Source organism: Nitrosomonadales bacterium (genome assembly GCA_016716325.1).
In the GTDB taxonomy this organism is placed as follows: domain Bacteria; phylum Pseudomonadota; class Gammaproteobacteria; order Burkholderiales; family Gallionellaceae; genus Gallionella.
Map to the genome: position 1 here is coordinate 1,215,737 of JADJWO010000001.1, position 13,646 is coordinate 1,229,382.

Consider the following 13,646-nt stretch of genomic DNA (forward strand, 5'->3'; position numbering starts at 1 on the left):
CCGCTTGCGGGCTTAATCGAATGGCTAGTTGTTCCATCAGAGTTGGAGAGAGGGTTTGCCTTTTCGATGTGCCCGGTGCCGTCTTCGGCAGCATTCTCCACTTTGTAGTCCCAGCGACAGGAGTTGGTGCATGTACCCTGGTTGGCGTCACGGTGGTTGAAGTAGCCGGACAGCAGGCAGCGGCCGGAGTAGGCGATGCACAGCGCGCCGTGCACGAACACTTCCAGCTCCATGTCCGGGCATTGCTGGCGGATCTCCTCGATCTCGTCCAGCGACAGTTCGCGCGACAGGATGACGCGCGACAGGCCGATGGACTTCCAGAACTTCACCGCCGCGAAGTTGACAGTGTTGGCTTGCACGGAGAGATGGATGACCTGCTCCGGCCAGCGTTCGCGCACCATGGCGATCAGGCCGGTGTCGGCCATGATCAGCGCGTCGGGCTTCATCGCGATGACGGGTTCCATGTCGGCCATGTAGGTCTTCACCTTGGCATTGTGCGGCATCAGGTTGCTGGCGACGTAGAACTGCTTGCTCAGCCCGTGCGCCTCCGTGATACCCTGCGCGAGCTGTTCCAGCTTGAATTCGTTGTTGCGCACACGCAGGCTGTAGCGCGGCTGTCCGGCATAGACCGCGTCCGCGCCGTAGGCGTAGGCGGCGCGCATCTTATCCAGCGAAGCGGCGGGGAGTAAGAGTTCGGGTGGTTTCATCGGGGCATTATAACGTAGTGGTTTATGGCTTCCGCGCCCCACCACCAAGTGCCACTTGCCAGAAAATCTATTATTCGGCGAGAATTCAAACGGTTGGCCATAGAGGCCAGCCATTCGCCCACATGAAAGGCAGCGCAGATGACCGATCCGGATAGTGATGTCATGCAGGAAATCGAACTGGTTGCTTCGATCGGCGCCGAATTCACTGAATCTGTCGAGCTGGACGAGACCTTGCGCAACACCACGCTGCGCGTGATGGAACATCTGGATGCCGAGGCAGCCTCGGTATTTCTGCTGGATCCGGAAGGGACGCATTTGATCTGCCGTTTTTGTGCGGGCGCCGTGGATATCACCGGTTTGGTTGTGCCGTTTGGCAAGGGGATATTGGGACGCGCGGTGATGAACAACACGCTGGAAACGGTACTGGATGTCTGTGGCGACAAGGATTTCAACAGCAAGGTTGATGAAAAAACCAGCTTCGTGACACGCTCCATCCTGTGCGCTCCACTGTCAATGAAAGGCAAACCTTTCGGCGCTATCGAAATCATCAATAAAACCGGTTCCAATCCCTTGTTTACCGTCAAGGACGGCCGGCTGCTTTCGGCGCTGGCGTCATTGTCGGCTTTTGCCATCCATCATGCGCGCATGACCGAAGAGAAGGTTGCACAAGAGGCGTTGCGCCAGGAAATTCGTCTGGCGGGAGAAATTCAACGCAGCTTGTTGCCCAAGGATCCGGATCCCACCTTTCCGATATTCGGCATCAATCTGCCCGCATACGAAATTTCGGGGGATTTCTATTCGCATGTGGAATTGGCCGACGGGCGCATTGCTTTCAGCCTGGGCGATGTATCCGGCAAGGGCATCCGCGCTTCGATGCTGATGTCCAAGACCATCAGTCTGTTTCAATGCCTGTGCAAGACCATGCCGCAACCGGCCGGATTGCTGGCCGCAATCAACGATGAAGTGGCGGCAACCAGTTCGCATGGCATGTTCGTCACCATGATCGTGGGCATCTACGAACCATCCACCCAAAAGGTTGTGTTTGCCAATGCCGGACACCTGCCGCCCGTCTTGCGCAACATCCATGGGGAGTTCACGAGCTTCGAGGCCGGTATGCCGCCGCTGGGCATAATGGCCGGCATCGAGTTTCAGGACGAGACGTTGCGCCTGCAGGACGGCAGCCTGTATCTGTACAGCGACGGCGTAACTGAAGCCGGCGGCGAGGATGTGGGGGAGGAGGGATTGAAAGCGATGCTGGACGAATTCGCTCCGTATCCGCCCATGCAACGCTTGCGCGGCATCGTCGGGCAACTTTCTTCACGCAGCCAGACTTTACATGACGACATCACGTTGCTGGTCATCGAGCCCGCCAGGACGCATCCTGTCGAAACGCTCAAATTCCCCTCCGATCCGGCCACATTATCGGAAATGCGCCGCCGGATACGTGATATGGTTACGTCCGTCGGCGCAACAGCAGAACTGACCGAAGCGATCGAGGTCGCCCTCAACGAAGCATGCATGAATGTGATCCAGCATGGTTATGGTGGTAACACCCGGGGGGACTACGAGCTGCGGGTCATACACAATAAAAACAGGCACGCGATGATTTTCGAACTGCTCGACCACGCACCGCCGGCGGACAGGACAAAAATCAAATCGCGGTCATTGGAGGATATCCGCCCCGGCGGGTTGGGTGTCTATTTCATCCAGCAACTGATGGATGAAATGGAATTCCGCACCCCGCCGGAAGGTTACGGCAACCTGCTCTATATGAGCGTCAGCCTTGACAAGCAGGTTATTTGGGGGGCCTCATGACTCACACTGTTACGACTCGCGGCAAACTGAAGATTCTCGCCCTTTCCGGCGAAATAGACATGCATGCATCCCCCGCAGCCAGACAGGTAATCCTCGATCTGGTCAAGACCAATTCGCCCGTGGCGATCGATCTCTCTGCGGTGAAATACATGGATAGCTCTGGTGTCGCCACACTGGTGGAAGGTTTGCAGAATGCAAAGAAACTGGGGCAGGGCTTCGTGCTGCTCGCTCCGACAGGCAGTGTGCTGGGCGTCATCAAGCTGGCCAGACTGGACAAGGTGTTCCGTATAGCCGCCAGCGCGGGGGAGTGCGACGATCTTGCCGAATAGCCTGTTGCGAGCACCACTGGCCGCCCTTGAATGGGCCGGCCGGCAGACGGTCAAACTGGGCGACGAGGCCGGCTATGCCAGCGCGCTGCTGTTCGAAAGCCTGTACTGGTTGCTGCTGGGTCACTGGCGCAATCAGCCGGTGCGGGTTGCGGCGGTATTCAAGGAGGCGGTCGAGGTCGGCGTCCGCGCCATTCCCATCGTATCCATCGCCTGTTTCGCCACTGGAACGATGCTTGCGATGCAGGGTATCCACACACTCCGGCAATTCGGTGCCGAATCCCAGGTCGTAATGGGAATCGCCTATTCGGTGAGCCGCGAGTTTGCACCGTTGATCACCGGCATTTTTGTTGCGGGGCGTTCCGGCTCCGCCGTGGCGGCGCGCATCGGCACGATGATGGTGTCGCAGGAAATCGACGCGTTGCGCGTCATCGGGATCAATCCGGTGCGCTATCTGGTCGCGCCGTTGCTGGTTGCGCTGATGTTCACCCTGCCCTGCCTGACGGTACTGGCCAATCTGGTCGCCATGCTGGGTGGTGCCCTGTATTGTCTGGCCGCGCTGGGCATGCCGCTGGAGATATTTTTTGACCGCAGCTTTGTGGTATTGACCACAGACGATGTGGTGGGGGGGCTCTACAAGAGCATCGCATTCGCCATGCTGATCGCAATCATCGGCGCGACAAACGGCTTCCAGGTCACGAGTGGCGCGGAAGGGGTGGGGCGTGCGACGACGCGTTCGGTGGTGTTGTGCATCGTCTCCATCATTCTTGCCGACATGTTGTTCACCGGATTCCTGAGCCGCTGATATGTTACCTCCAGACATTCCAGCCATCGAGGTGAGCAAACTGGTTTCGCACTATGGCGATCGCGAGATATTGCACGGCATAGACATGACCGTGGCGCAGGGCGAAATCATGGTCATCATGGGCGGCAGCGGCTCCGGCAAGAGCACATTGCTGCGTCATTTGCTGGGCTTGAATCAGCCGACGTCCGGGGTAATCAAACTGCTCGGAAACGACATCACGCGCATCTCCGCACGACAAATGTTTGCCTTGCGCAGGCAGATCGGCGTGTCGTTCCAGGGCGGGGCATTGTTCAATTCGATGAGCGTGGGAGACAATGTGGCGCTGCCGTTGCGCGAACATACCAGGCTGGACGACAACACCATACGGATCATGGCACGCATGAAGCTTGAAGTGGTCAACCTGAACGGCTTCGAGGATCTGATGCCGGGCGAGCTGTCAGGCGGCATGCTGAAACGGGCCGCACTGGCACGCGCCATTGCGCTTGACCCGAGTTTGCTGTTTTTCGATGAGCCATCGGCGGGGCTCGACCCGGTGGCATCGGTCGAACTGGACGAGCTGATTCTGAATTTGCAGGAAGCGATGGGAATGAGCATCGTGGTGGTAACGCATGAACTGGAAAGCGCATTCAAGATTGCAGACCGTATCACGGTACTCGACCAGGGCAGCATTCTGATGGTGGGAACGGTGGAGGAAGTGCGCAACTCGGATCACCCGCGCATCATCAGCCTGCTGCACCGCAAACCGCGCCAGGATGAAGTTGATGCCGACGCGTACTTGCAACGTTTGACCCGCGAACTTGTATAGGATGGAACCATGAAGCGCAACAACATCAATTACACACTGGTCGGCACGTTCGTGCTGGTCACAATGGCCTTGCTGATCTACGCGCTGGCGCGCCTGAGCGGACACGGCGAAAAACACGACGTGTATTACGCGACCTTTCCCAATGTAGCCGGCATCGCCGACGGCTCGCCGGTCACTTACGATGGCTACCAGGTGGGAAATGTGCAGGCCATTGCGCCGGTTACCCGGGACGGGCGCATCCATTATCGGGTAAAGATGCTGTTCAAACATGACTGGAAAATTCCAACAGACAGTACTGCCACAATCGGTTCTGCCGGGTTGCTGTCCGGCCAGCTTGTCGATGTACAGCAGGGCAAGCAGCCGTCTTTCCTGAAGCCCGGGGATGACATTGCGGTCGTAAGCAATACACCATTGATCGCCGCATGGAGCGGCTTGGCCAGCGATCTGCGCAGCATCGCGCGCGATGATATGCGCCCCGCCCTGCAAAGCTTGAATCATCGGGTCGACAGCCTGGGCAACATGCTGGAACACAAGGGGGGGACAACACTTGACCAGGCCAGCGCCGCGCTGATACGCATGAATACCGCCGCCGAGAATTTCGGACAACTGTTGAACGCCGAAAATCGGCAGCATATGAGCAGCATCCTGAAAAACGGCGACCAGACCATGATCGATTTCGAGCAGACGCAGGACGATATCCGCTATGCCATGCAGCAAACCCATACCATTCTGTCCAACCTCGAGCGGGCAAGCCTTCACATGAACGAGTTGTCGCGCCGGTTACATGAAAGCCCCTCGGCGATATTCAGCAGTCCCGCACCCGTTGAACCTTCGGAAGAAAAGAAATGAGCCCTATGATCAAACTCCCGGTCTGTATTGTGATTCTTGCATTGGCAGGATGCCAGTCTGCGCCGCCGGTCCCGACCGACAGGTATTACCGTTTGGAAGCGGTTCGGGGCAATGCCGCACCCGCGACTCCCGTGTTGGACGAAACGCTCTATATTGCGCCGTTGCGGGCTGATGGCCCGTACGCCGAGCGCGCCATGTTATATGCGGCGGAAGATCAGCCGCGCGCCTTGCAGCAGTACCACTATCAGCATTGGAGCGAGTCGCCAGCGATACTGTTGCAGCAGCACATGCGGGCCAGCCTGGAAGCCATGGTTGTTGCGCCGCATGTAACGGATATTCCCTCGGGAAGCGGAATAGGATTTCTTTTGAATGCACGGATATTGCGCCTGGAAAAGATCGGCACCGGAAGCACTGCGCGCGCAGTGGTTTCCCTGCGTCTTGCGCTGCAAAAAAGAAAATCGTCTGCACCGTTGCTGGAGCGCAGTTATAGCGCGGAGATCATGACGGGAGGCGATAGCCAGCATGCGTACGTCATGGCGTGCGAAGCCGGATTGAGGAACATCTATGCCGAATTTCTCGGGGATATCAAAACGCTGCGATAACCGTTGCAATTGACCGAACTGAATAGGAGTTCAGTCCAGGTAGAGCTTGAGGTCGCGATTGGCCGCCAACTTGTGCAATTCTCGCGCATAGGCATGGCGCGCCTTCAAACGCGTATCGCGCAAGATAATCTCCAGTGTCTCGCCGATGACCATGACTATTCCCAGTATGGGAATGACCAGCATCAGACCGGCTATTCCCGCAATCGCCTCCCCGATAAAGAACATCAACAGGGTAAGCAAGGGATGGATGCTCATGTTCTTGCCTATAACGTAGGGAGCAAACACAAAGTCATCCAGCACCCGGAGCAGCGCAAAGAGCCCGATAACGGCATAAACAAGCGACATGTCACCCGGAAAGTCCGTTGCCGTCACCATGACTGCCAGCACGCAACCTATGATCGGGCCGATATACGGGATCCAGCCCAATACAGCGGCAATCAAACCGAGCATCAGCGGCGACGGGACGCCAAACAGCCAAAGCCCGGTGACCAGGAATACAGCATCGATCACCGCCAGTTTCAGCATCCCGACAAAATACAGACGCGCAGTACGATCCAGCGCGTACATCATGTACAGCGTTTTTTCAAAATAGGCATTGGGTATGGTTTCGCCGATGAATTTGCGTAATTGTGCGCCGTCCTTGAGCAGGAAGTAGGCAATGATCGGCGCCAATATCAAAGACGGCAGCCATGCGATAGCGGTAAGCGCGGCTCCGCTCAGATGCTTGTCCGAAAAATGCCCGGCGAAGTTGAGAATGTTGTCGCGCACCGCCACGCTGATGTCGCTATGGCGCAGAAACGAGAATTTCTGCTGCATGCTGTAGATCAGGGTCTCAATTACGCGCAAGCCCCCTTCCAGGTAGCGCATCAGGGTATGCTGCCATTCCCCGGCGTTGGCGATGACCACGGGATAGATCAGCAACAGTCCGCCGATCACCGCAAGCAAAAAAGCGCCGCTCAGCGTTGCTGCGGCGGAATCGCTGCTCAAGCCGGACATGATCAGTTTTTTGTTGAGCGGGTACAGCAGGTAGTAGAGCAGCAACGCCAGCAGAAAGGGGACGACCAGCCACAGGATTTTCTGGAAAAGGAAGATCAGGAGGCAGGTGCTGCCGATGATCCCGCACCATGTGATCAATCCAATACGGGATGGCTTGCGATGCATCTTACAGCACGTACCGGTTAACCGTTTGACGCAGACGCTCGCCCATCATGCGCGCAAGCTCAAGCGAAAGCTTGGATGCGATATGTGAATGGGTATGCAGCAGGCCGAGAAAATCTTCCCGGAACAATACGTCCAGCGTGCAATTTTCTGCGGCCCGGACCTGGGCCATTCTCGGGGAGTTGTCCAGCAGCGCCATCTCGCCGAAACACTGCCCCGCTTCCAGCTCCGCAATTCCGCCATCCGCCGGCCGGCCCTGGCGGCAAATGAGCACCTTGCCTTCCAGAATGAAATAGACGGCCTGGCCCTTTTCGCCCTCGTCAAAAATAATCTCATCCTTCAGGTAGGTTCGGCGGTGTAGCAAGCCGCGTATGGCGCGCAATTCGTGAGTGGCAATCTGGCTGAACAACGAGATGCTGCGGAGCATCGCCAGTTGGGGCGACTCGAACTTTCCAGTGAACGCTTCAAATTTTCCGGTCAGAGAAAGCGACATGCGAAGTCCCGTTTATATTCATGGCATAACGCCACCCTGCGCAATGATACGACAATTCGGTACAACAGTATCCTGCTTGTACGCTGAAACTTCCCGGCTATGAGCGGTAGCCCAGGCGTTGCAGGATCTCAATGGAGGCGTTGGCCTGATTCAAGGTGTAGAAATGCAGCCCCGGCGCACCGCCGGCGATGAGTCTTTCGCACAGCTTGGTAACCACATCGAGACCAAAGGCCTGAACCGATTTTATGTCGTCGCCATAGCCTTCCATGATCTTGCGCATCCAGCGCGGGATCTCGGCGCCGCACATATCGGAGAAGCGCGCCAGTTGCGAATAGCGCATGATGGGCATGATGCCCGGTATGACGGGCGCACCGACACCGAGTTTGCGAACCTCGTCAACAAAGCGGAAGTAGGCATCAGCATTGTAGAAATACTGCGTGATGGCCGAGTTCGCGCCGGCATCGATCTTGCGCTTGAAGTTGAGCATGTCGTCGCGGGCGGACCTGGCCTGCGGATGGAACTCGGGATAAGCGGCAACCTCGATCTGGAAGTGATCGCCGGTCTCACTGCGGATAAACGATACCAGTTCGTTGGCATACTGGAACTCGCCGATGCTGTGCATGCCGGAAGGCAGGTCGCCGCGCAACGCAACGATGCGCTTGATGCCCATGTCTTTATAGGTGTTCAGCAACACGCGGATGTTGTCGCGCGTGCTGCCGACGCAGGACAGGTGAGGAGCGGCCTGATGGCCTTCACCCTTGATCTGCAGCACGGTGTCCAGCGTGCGCTCCTGCGTGGAGCCGCCGGCACCGAAGGTGCAGGAAAAGAATTCCGGCTTGAGTTCCGCCAGTCGCAGGCGCGCGGCAGTCAATTTTTCGACGCCTTCCGGCGTCTGCGGCGGAAAGAATTCGAAACTGATGGCAGGTCTGTTCATTTTTTCCCCAGTAATTGTTGGGTCGCCGCCGAGAGCGCCCAGGTAAAGATACTATACAGAACGGCGCCGAGCACGCCATGCCAGAAACCGTCCACCGTGAAACCGCGCAGCACAGAACCGACGAACCAGAACAGCAACCCGTTGATGACGAAGATGAACAGACCCAGCGTCAACAGCGTGACCGGAAGCGTCAGCAACAGCAGCAACGGGCGAATGAGCGTATTGACCAGACCGAGGAAGAAGGCGGCGATCAGCGCTGCGGTAAAGCCGTCCACGCGTATCCCGGGCACAAAGTTCGCCACCGCCAGCAAGGCCAGCGCGTTCAATATCCAGACCAGCAACAATCTCATGGCGTCCCCTTCAAAGGAAAACGGGATGCCGCCGGGCGGCTTGGGAAACGGGAAACACAAGAGCGAAGCGCCACCCCCGTCATTTCCCGTTTCTCATCTCCCCTTCAGCTTTTAGTAGCGGTAGTGGTCGGTCTTGTACGGACCTTCCTTCGGCACGTTGATGTAGGCAGCCTGTTGGTCGGTCAGCTCGGTCAACTGCGCGTTCAGCGTCTTCAGTTGCAGACGGGCGACCTTCTCGTCCAGATGCTTGGGCAGCGTGTACACGCCAACCGGGTATTTGCCGGAGTCGCGTTCGGTCCACAGCTCGATCTGGGCGATGGTCTGGTTCGCGAATGAAGAGCTCATCACGTAGGACGGATGGCCGGTGCCGCAACCCAGATTCACCAGACGACCCTGGGCCAGCAGGATGATGCGCTTGCCGTCGGGGAAGATCACGTGGTCGACCTGCGGCTTGATCTCTTCCCACTGGTATTGCTCCAGCGAGGCGACGTCGATCTCGTTGTCGAAGTGGCCGATGTTGCAGACGATGGCGTTGTTCTTCATCGCGGCCATGTGGTCGTGGGTGATGACGTGGAAGTTGCCGGTGGTCGTCACGAAGATGTCGGCCTTGTCGGCGGCATATTCCATGGTCACCACGCGGTAGCCTTCCATCGCGGCCTGCAATGCGCAGATCGGGTCGATCTCGGTGACCCATACCTGCGCCGACAGCGCGCGCATCGCCTGGGCAGAGCCCTTGCCCACATCGCCGTAGCCACAGATCACCGCGATCTTGCCGGCGATCATCACATCGGTGGCGCGCTTGACGCCGTCCACCAGCGACTCGCGGCAGCCGTACAGGTTGTCGAACTTGGACTTGGTGACGCTATCATTCACGTTGATGCCGGGGAACTTCAGTTCGCCGCGCTGGTGCATCTGGTACAAGCGGTGCACGCCGGTGGTGGTCTCTTCGGTCACGCCCCTGACCTGCGCCAGACGGGTGGAATACCAGGTCGGATCGACGGCCAGCTTGGCCTTGATCGCGGCGAACAGACAGGTCTCTTCTTCCGAACCCGGCTTGCTGATCAGCGAGGCGTCCTTTTCGGCGCGTGCGCCCAGATGCAGCAGCAAGGTTGCATCGCCGCCATCGTCCAGGATCATGTTGGAATAACCACCGTCCGCCCATTCGAAGATGCGGTGGGTGTAATCCCAGTATTCGGTCAGCGTCTCGCCCTTGACGGCGAACACCGGCACGCCGGCGGCCGCGATGGCTGCTGCCGCGTGGTCCTGCGTGGAGAAGATGTTGCACGAAGCCCAGCGCACTTCGGCGCCGAGCGCGGTCAGCGTCTCGATCAGCACCGCGGTCTGGATGGTCATGTGCAGCGAGCCGGTGATGCGCGCGCCTTTCAGCGGTTGCGTCCTGGCGAACTCTTCGCGGATGGCCATCAGGCCGGGCATCTCGTGCTCGGCGATCTTGATCTCTTTGCGGCCCCAATCGGCCAGTTTGATGTCGGCGATGACATAGTCAGATGTAGACATAAAGCACTCCATTCATTTGGCAAGTTAATGAATGGGCGCCGTTGCTACATATTGAACCGTCCTTCGCCGAGCCTGACAGGTTCACCTTGCGGTGACTGCTGCAGCGCCCCTCGGCGGGATGGGTGATACGAATACTTTTATTACTGCCTTGTCAGTATTTTGGTTACGGCCGGTGCTTCGCACCTTAACATCGCATGCGATGTTAGCTTTCGCCGAAGTCCTGACAAACCCCTGCGGGGTGGGCTTACAGCCCCGCATCCGCGCGGAGCGCGGCTGCTTTGTCAGTACTTTCCCACTTGAATTCCGGCTCTTCACGACCAAAGTGGCCGTAGGCGGCTGTCTTCAAATAGATCGGGCGCAGCAGGTCGAGCATCTGCACGATACCCTTCGGGCGCAGGTCGAAATGTTTCTTAACCAGTTCCGCGATCGTCTCGTCGGAGACCTTGCCGGTGCCATATGTCGTGACCATCACGCTGGTCGGCTGTGCCACGCCGATCGCGTAGGAGATCTGGATCTGGCATTTGTCGGCCAGACCGGCAGCCACGATGTTCTTCGCCACGTAACGACCGGCATAAGCGGCCGAACGGTCGACCTTGGAAGGATCCTTGCCGGAGAACGCGCCGCCGCCGTGCGGGGCTGCACCACCGTAGGTGTCGACGATGATCTTGCGACCGGTCAGACCGCAATCGCCTTGCGGGCCGCCGACCACGAAACGTCCGGTCGGGTTGACCAGGTACTTGATGTCACCCTTGACCAGCTCCTTCGGCAGGATCGGCTTGATGATCTCCTCAATGGCGGCTTCGCGGATCTGCTCCAGCGTCATCTCGGGCGCGTGCTGGGTGGACAACACCACGGTGTCGATGCAATAAGGCTTGCCGTCGACATACTTGACGGTGACTTGCGATTTCGCATCCGGACGCAACCAGGGCAGGCGACCGTCCTTGCGCAGCATGGCCTGGCGCTCGACGATACGGTGCGACAGGTAGATCGGCAGCGGCATCAGCGTATCGGTCTCGGTACAGGCATAGCCGAACATCAGCCCCTGGTCTCCGGCACCCTGATCCAGACCGTCGTCATAAGCCCTGTTCACGCCCTGCGCGATGTCCGGACTCTGCTTGTCATAGGCGACCAGCACGGCACAGCCCTTGTAGTCGATGCCGTACTCGGTGTTGTCGTAGCCGATGCGCTTGATGGTATCGCGCGCGACCTGGATGTAGTCGACGTTGGCGGAAGTCGTGATCTCGCCTGCCAGCACCACCAGCCCGGTATTGCACAGTGTCTCGGCCGCGATGCGGGAATGCGCATCCTGCGCTAGAATCGCATCCACGATGGCGTCGGAGATCTGGTCTGCCACCTTGTCAGGATGGCCCTCGGATACGGATTCGGATGTAAAGAAGTATTCGCTCATGGCTTTCCGCTGAAACCTCGATCAATAAAAAGGCGCGCATTATAGCAAACCCGGTCATATTTCCCACACCATGTCGATAACCCCCTTCCAACTCCTGTTCCGCCTGCTCGCGATATTGCCGCTGTGCGTTCTGCACAGGTTGGGCGCCTTGCTCGGATGGCTGACGTATGCGGTTTCCGCGCCCTACGCCGAACGCGCACGGACCAACCTGCGCCAGGCCGGCCTGACGGCCGGCGAATCCGAATACCGGAGCATGTTGCACGCAGCCATAGCCGAGACCGGCAAGAGCATCACCGAACTGGCCTGGATCTGGGGACGACCTTATGCCGAGGTCGTCGATACGGTCAGGGAATGTACCGGGCTGGAACATATCGAAGCGGCGCAGGCGCGCGGCAAGGGCATCGTCTTCCTCACGCCCCATCTCGGCTGTTTCGAGGTCTCCGCGTTGTATGCGGCACAACGCATGCCGATCACCGTGCTGTACCGCCCGCCCAAGTTGCGCTGGCTGGAAGGTGTGATGCGCGGCGGTCGCGAACGCGGACAGGCCAGGCTGGCCAGGGCCGACATCAGCGGGGTGCGACTGTTGTTCAAGGCGCTCAAGCGCGGCGAAGCCATCGGATTGCTGCCCGACCAGGTGCCCAGCCGTGGCGAGGGCGAATGGGCGGACTTCTTCGGCCAGCCCGCTTACACGATGACGCTGGTCGGGCGTCTGGCGGAAAACAGCGGCGCGGCCGTACTGATCGCCTATTCGGAACGCCTGCCGCGCGGGCAGGGCTATGCGATCCGCGTCGAACCGCTGCCGCTGGATTTTGCGCTGCCGGTCCCGCAACAGATCAATGTCGCGCTGGAACGGGTGATACGCGCCTGCCCTGCGCAATACCTGTGGAGCTACAACCGCTACAAGATCCCGCCGGGTGTATCCGCTCCGCCGCCCGCCCCACCACTCCCCTCGCCTGCGACATGATGGCGCGACTGGCAGTCTTCCTCCTGTGGTTGTTGCATTTCCTGCCGTTGCAGGTGCTGGCTCGCATCGGCGAAGGCGCGGGCATGCTGCTGTACGCGCTGGGCAGGGAACGCCGCCGCGTGGTCGACATCAACCTGCGGCTCTGCTTTCCGGAGATGGATGAAACACAGCGCGAGATGCTGGCCAGAAGTCATTTCCGCGCATTTGCGCGCAGCTTCCTGGAGCGCGGGATCCTGTGGTGGAGCAGCGCGGAACGCATCCGCAGCCTGATCCGCGTCGAAGGCGTGGAACATTTCGAGGCGATCCATGGCCAGCCCGCCATCCTGCTGACACCGCACTTCGTCGGCATGGACATCGGCGGCCAATGGATCGCGCAGCATACCGACACGGTCTGCATGTACGCGAGGCAGAAGAACCGCTACCTGACCGAACTGCTCCTGAAGAAACGGGCGCGCTTCCGCAACCAGCACCTGTATGCGCGCCAGGAAGGCCTGCGCCCGATCATCAGGGGGATGCGTGCCGGCATGCCGTTCATCTATCCGCCCGACCAGGACCAGGGCGTCAAGGACGGCGCGTTCATCCCGTTCTTCGGCGTGCCTGCGGCGACCATGACTTCGGTACCGCGCATCGCCAGGATGACCGGCGCGAAAGTGGTGCCGAGCATCACGCGCGTGCTGCCCGGCGGACAGGGTTATGTGCTGACCTTCTATCCCGCCTGGGAGAATTATCCCAGCGGGGACGACATCGCCGATACGCGGCGCATGAACGAGTTCCTCGAGCAGCGCGTGCTGGAGATGCCGGAACAATATTTCTGGCTGCATAAGCGGTTCAAGAACCGCCCCGAAGGCGAAGAGGGTTTCTACCAATGAACCTTGCAAGACTCTATTCACCACGAAGCGCACGAAGATCACGAAG

The 13,646-nt window shown here is 59.0% G+C and carries 14 protein-coding genes, 1 pseudogene and 1 riboswitch; of the genes and pseudogenes, 8 read left to right on the plus strand and 7 right to left on the minus strand.

Annotated features, from left to right (window positions below):
* Positions 1 to 62 precede the first annotated feature (62 nt).
* Positions 63 to 707: pseudogene (locus IPM27_05730) on the minus strand (U32 family peptidase).
* A gap of 138 nt (positions 708 to 845) precedes the next feature.
* Here IPM27_05730 and IPM27_05735 point away from each other — a divergent pair.
* The 6 genes from IPM27_05735 to IPM27_05760 are packed head-to-tail and all read left to right on the plus strand — an operon-like array spanning position 846 to position 5,909.
* Complete coding sequence (locus IPM27_05735; GenBank protein ID MBK9161048.1) at positions 846 to 2,522, plus strand: SpoIIE family protein phosphatase; 1,677 nt, start codon at positions 846 to 848, stop codon at positions 2,520 to 2,522.
* Entirely contained in the window at positions 2,519 to 2,851 is a 333-nt protein-coding gene (locus IPM27_05740) for an STAS domain-containing protein (GenBank protein MBK9161049.1), read from the plus strand. The genes IPM27_05735 and IPM27_05740 overlap by 4 nt, the downstream gene beginning before the upstream one ends.
* Complete coding sequence (locus tag IPM27_05745) at positions 2,838 to 3,653, plus strand: ABC transporter permease (GenBank protein ID MBK9161050.1); 816 nt, start codon at positions 2,838 to 2,840, stop codon at positions 3,651 to 3,653. Before IPM27_05740 ends, IPM27_05745 begins: the two co-directional genes overlap by 14 nt.
* Before the next feature lies 1 nt (position 3,654).
* Entirely contained in the window at positions 3,655 to 4,458 is an 804-nt protein-coding gene (locus IPM27_05750) for an ATP-binding cassette domain-containing protein (protein MBK9161051.1), read from the plus strand.
* Between the two features lie 9 nt (positions 4,459 to 4,467).
* Positions 4,468 to 5,307 (plus strand): MCE family protein, encoded by an 840-nt coding sequence (locus tag IPM27_05755; protein MBK9161052.1) that lies wholly within the window; start codon positions 4,468 to 4,470, stop codon positions 5,305 to 5,307.
* Positions 5,304 to 5,909: a membrane integrity-associated transporter subunit PqiC gene (locus tag IPM27_05760; GenBank protein MBK9161053.1), complete on the plus strand. Its 606-nt coding sequence runs from the start codon at positions 5,304 to 5,306 to the stop codon at positions 5,907 to 5,909. Before IPM27_05755 ends, IPM27_05760 begins: the two co-directional genes overlap by 4 nt.
* A gap of 30 nt (positions 5,910 to 5,939) precedes the next feature.
* On the opposite strand, the gene IPM27_05765 is transcribed toward IPM27_05760, so the two are convergent.
* The 6 genes from IPM27_05765 to IPM27_05790 form a co-directional block, all read right to left on the minus strand.
* A complete protein-coding gene (locus IPM27_05765) occupies positions 5,940 to 7,070 on the minus strand; it encodes an AI-2E family transporter (protein MBK9161054.1) in 1,131 nt (376 codons plus the stop codon).
* Position 7,071: 1 nt separating this feature from the next.
* Complete coding sequence (locus IPM27_05770) at positions 7,072 to 7,560, minus strand: cyclic nucleotide-binding domain-containing protein (GenBank protein MBK9161055.1); 489 nt, start codon at positions 7,558 to 7,560, stop codon at positions 7,072 to 7,074.
* A gap of 97 nt (positions 7,561 to 7,657) precedes the next feature.
* Positions 7,658 to 8,494 (minus strand): methylenetetrahydrofolate reductase [NAD(P)H], encoded by an 837-nt coding sequence (gene metF, locus IPM27_05775; protein ID MBK9161056.1) that lies wholly within the window; start codon positions 8,492 to 8,494, stop codon positions 7,658 to 7,660.
* Positions 8,491 to 8,844, minus strand: a complete 354-nt coding sequence (locus IPM27_05780; protein MBK9161057.1) for a phage holin family protein — start codon at positions 8,842 to 8,844, stop codon at positions 8,491 to 8,493. The genes metF and IPM27_05780 overlap by 4 nt, the downstream gene beginning before the upstream one ends.
* A gap of 111 nt (positions 8,845 to 8,955) precedes the next feature.
* A complete protein-coding gene (locus tag IPM27_05785) occupies positions 8,956 to 10,371 on the minus strand; it encodes an adenosylhomocysteinase (protein ID MBK9161058.1) in 1,416 nt (471 codons plus the stop codon).
* Between the two features lie 14 nt (positions 10,372 to 10,385).
* Positions 10,386 to 10,477, minus strand: a riboswitch (S-adenosyl-L-homocysteine riboswitch).
* A gap of 126 nt (positions 10,478 to 10,603) precedes the next feature.
* On the minus strand, positions 10,604 to 11,767 hold the full coding sequence (locus IPM27_05790; protein MBK9161059.1) for a methionine adenosyltransferase: 1,164 nt from the start codon (positions 11,765 to 11,767) through the stop codon (positions 10,604 to 10,606).
* A 70-nt stretch (positions 11,768 to 11,837) separates the two neighbouring features.
* Between IPM27_05790 and IPM27_05795 the strand changes: the two genes are divergently transcribed.
* Together IPM27_05795 and IPM27_05800 are read left to right on the plus strand one after the other, a co-directional pair.
* Positions 11,838 to 12,731: a lysophospholipid acyltransferase family protein gene (locus tag IPM27_05795; GenBank protein ID MBK9161060.1), complete on the plus strand. Its 894-nt coding sequence runs from the start codon at positions 11,838 to 11,840 to the stop codon at positions 12,729 to 12,731.
* Entirely contained in the window at positions 12,731 to 13,600 is an 870-nt protein-coding gene (locus tag IPM27_05800; GenBank protein MBK9161061.1) for a lipid A biosynthesis acyltransferase, read from the plus strand. The genes IPM27_05795 and IPM27_05800 overlap by 1 nt, the downstream gene beginning before the upstream one ends.
* The last annotated feature ends 46 nt before the right edge of the window (positions 13,601 to 13,646 follow it).

Bases quoted from the DNA above. Each gene is read 5' to 3' on its own strand.
- IPM27_05795 (MBK9161060.1), top strand. From the start codon at position 11,838: ATGTCGATAACCCCCTTCCAACTCCTGTTCCGCCTGCTCGCGATATTG.
- IPM27_05770 (MBK9161055.1), bottom strand. From the start codon at position 7,560: ATGTCGCTTTCTCTGACCGGAAAATTTGAAGCGTTCACTGGAAAGTTC.
- IPM27_05790 (MBK9161059.1), bottom strand. From the start codon at position 11,767: ATGAGCGAATACTTCTTTACATCCGAATCCGTATCCGAGGGCCATCCT.
- IPM27_05735 (MBK9161048.1), top strand. From the start codon at position 846: ATGACCGATCCGGATAGTGATGTCATGCAGGAAATCGAACTGGTTGCT.
- IPM27_05765 (MBK9161054.1), bottom strand. From the start codon at position 7,070: ATGCATCGCAAGCCATCCCGTATTGGATTGATCACATGGTGCGGGATC.
- IPM27_05750 (MBK9161051.1), top strand. From the start codon at position 3,655: ATGTTACCTCCAGACATTCCAGCCATCGAGGTGAGCAAACTGGTTTCG.
- IPM27_05755 (MBK9161052.1), top strand. From the start codon at position 4,468: ATGAAGCGCAACAACATCAATTACACACTGGTCGGCACGTTCGTGCTG.
- IPM27_05740 (MBK9161049.1), top strand. From the start codon at position 2,519: ATGACTCACACTGTTACGACTCGCGGCAAACTGAAGATTCTCGCCCTT.
- IPM27_05780 (MBK9161057.1), bottom strand. From the start codon at position 8,844: ATGAGATTGTTGCTGGTCTGGATATTGAACGCGCTGGCCTTGCTGGCG.
- IPM27_05800 (MBK9161061.1), top strand. From the start codon at position 12,731: ATGGCGCGACTGGCAGTCTTCCTCCTGTGGTTGTTGCATTTCCTGCCG.
- IPM27_05760 (MBK9161053.1), top strand. From the start codon at position 5,304: ATGAGCCCTATGATCAAACTCCCGGTCTGTATTGTGATTCTTGCATTG.
- metF (MBK9161056.1), bottom strand. From the start codon at position 8,494: ATGAACAGACCTGCCATCAGTTTCGAATTCTTTCCGCCGCAGACGCCG.
- IPM27_05785 (MBK9161058.1), bottom strand. From the start codon at position 10,371: ATGGAGTGCTTTATGTCTACATCTGACTATGTCATCGCCGACATCAAA.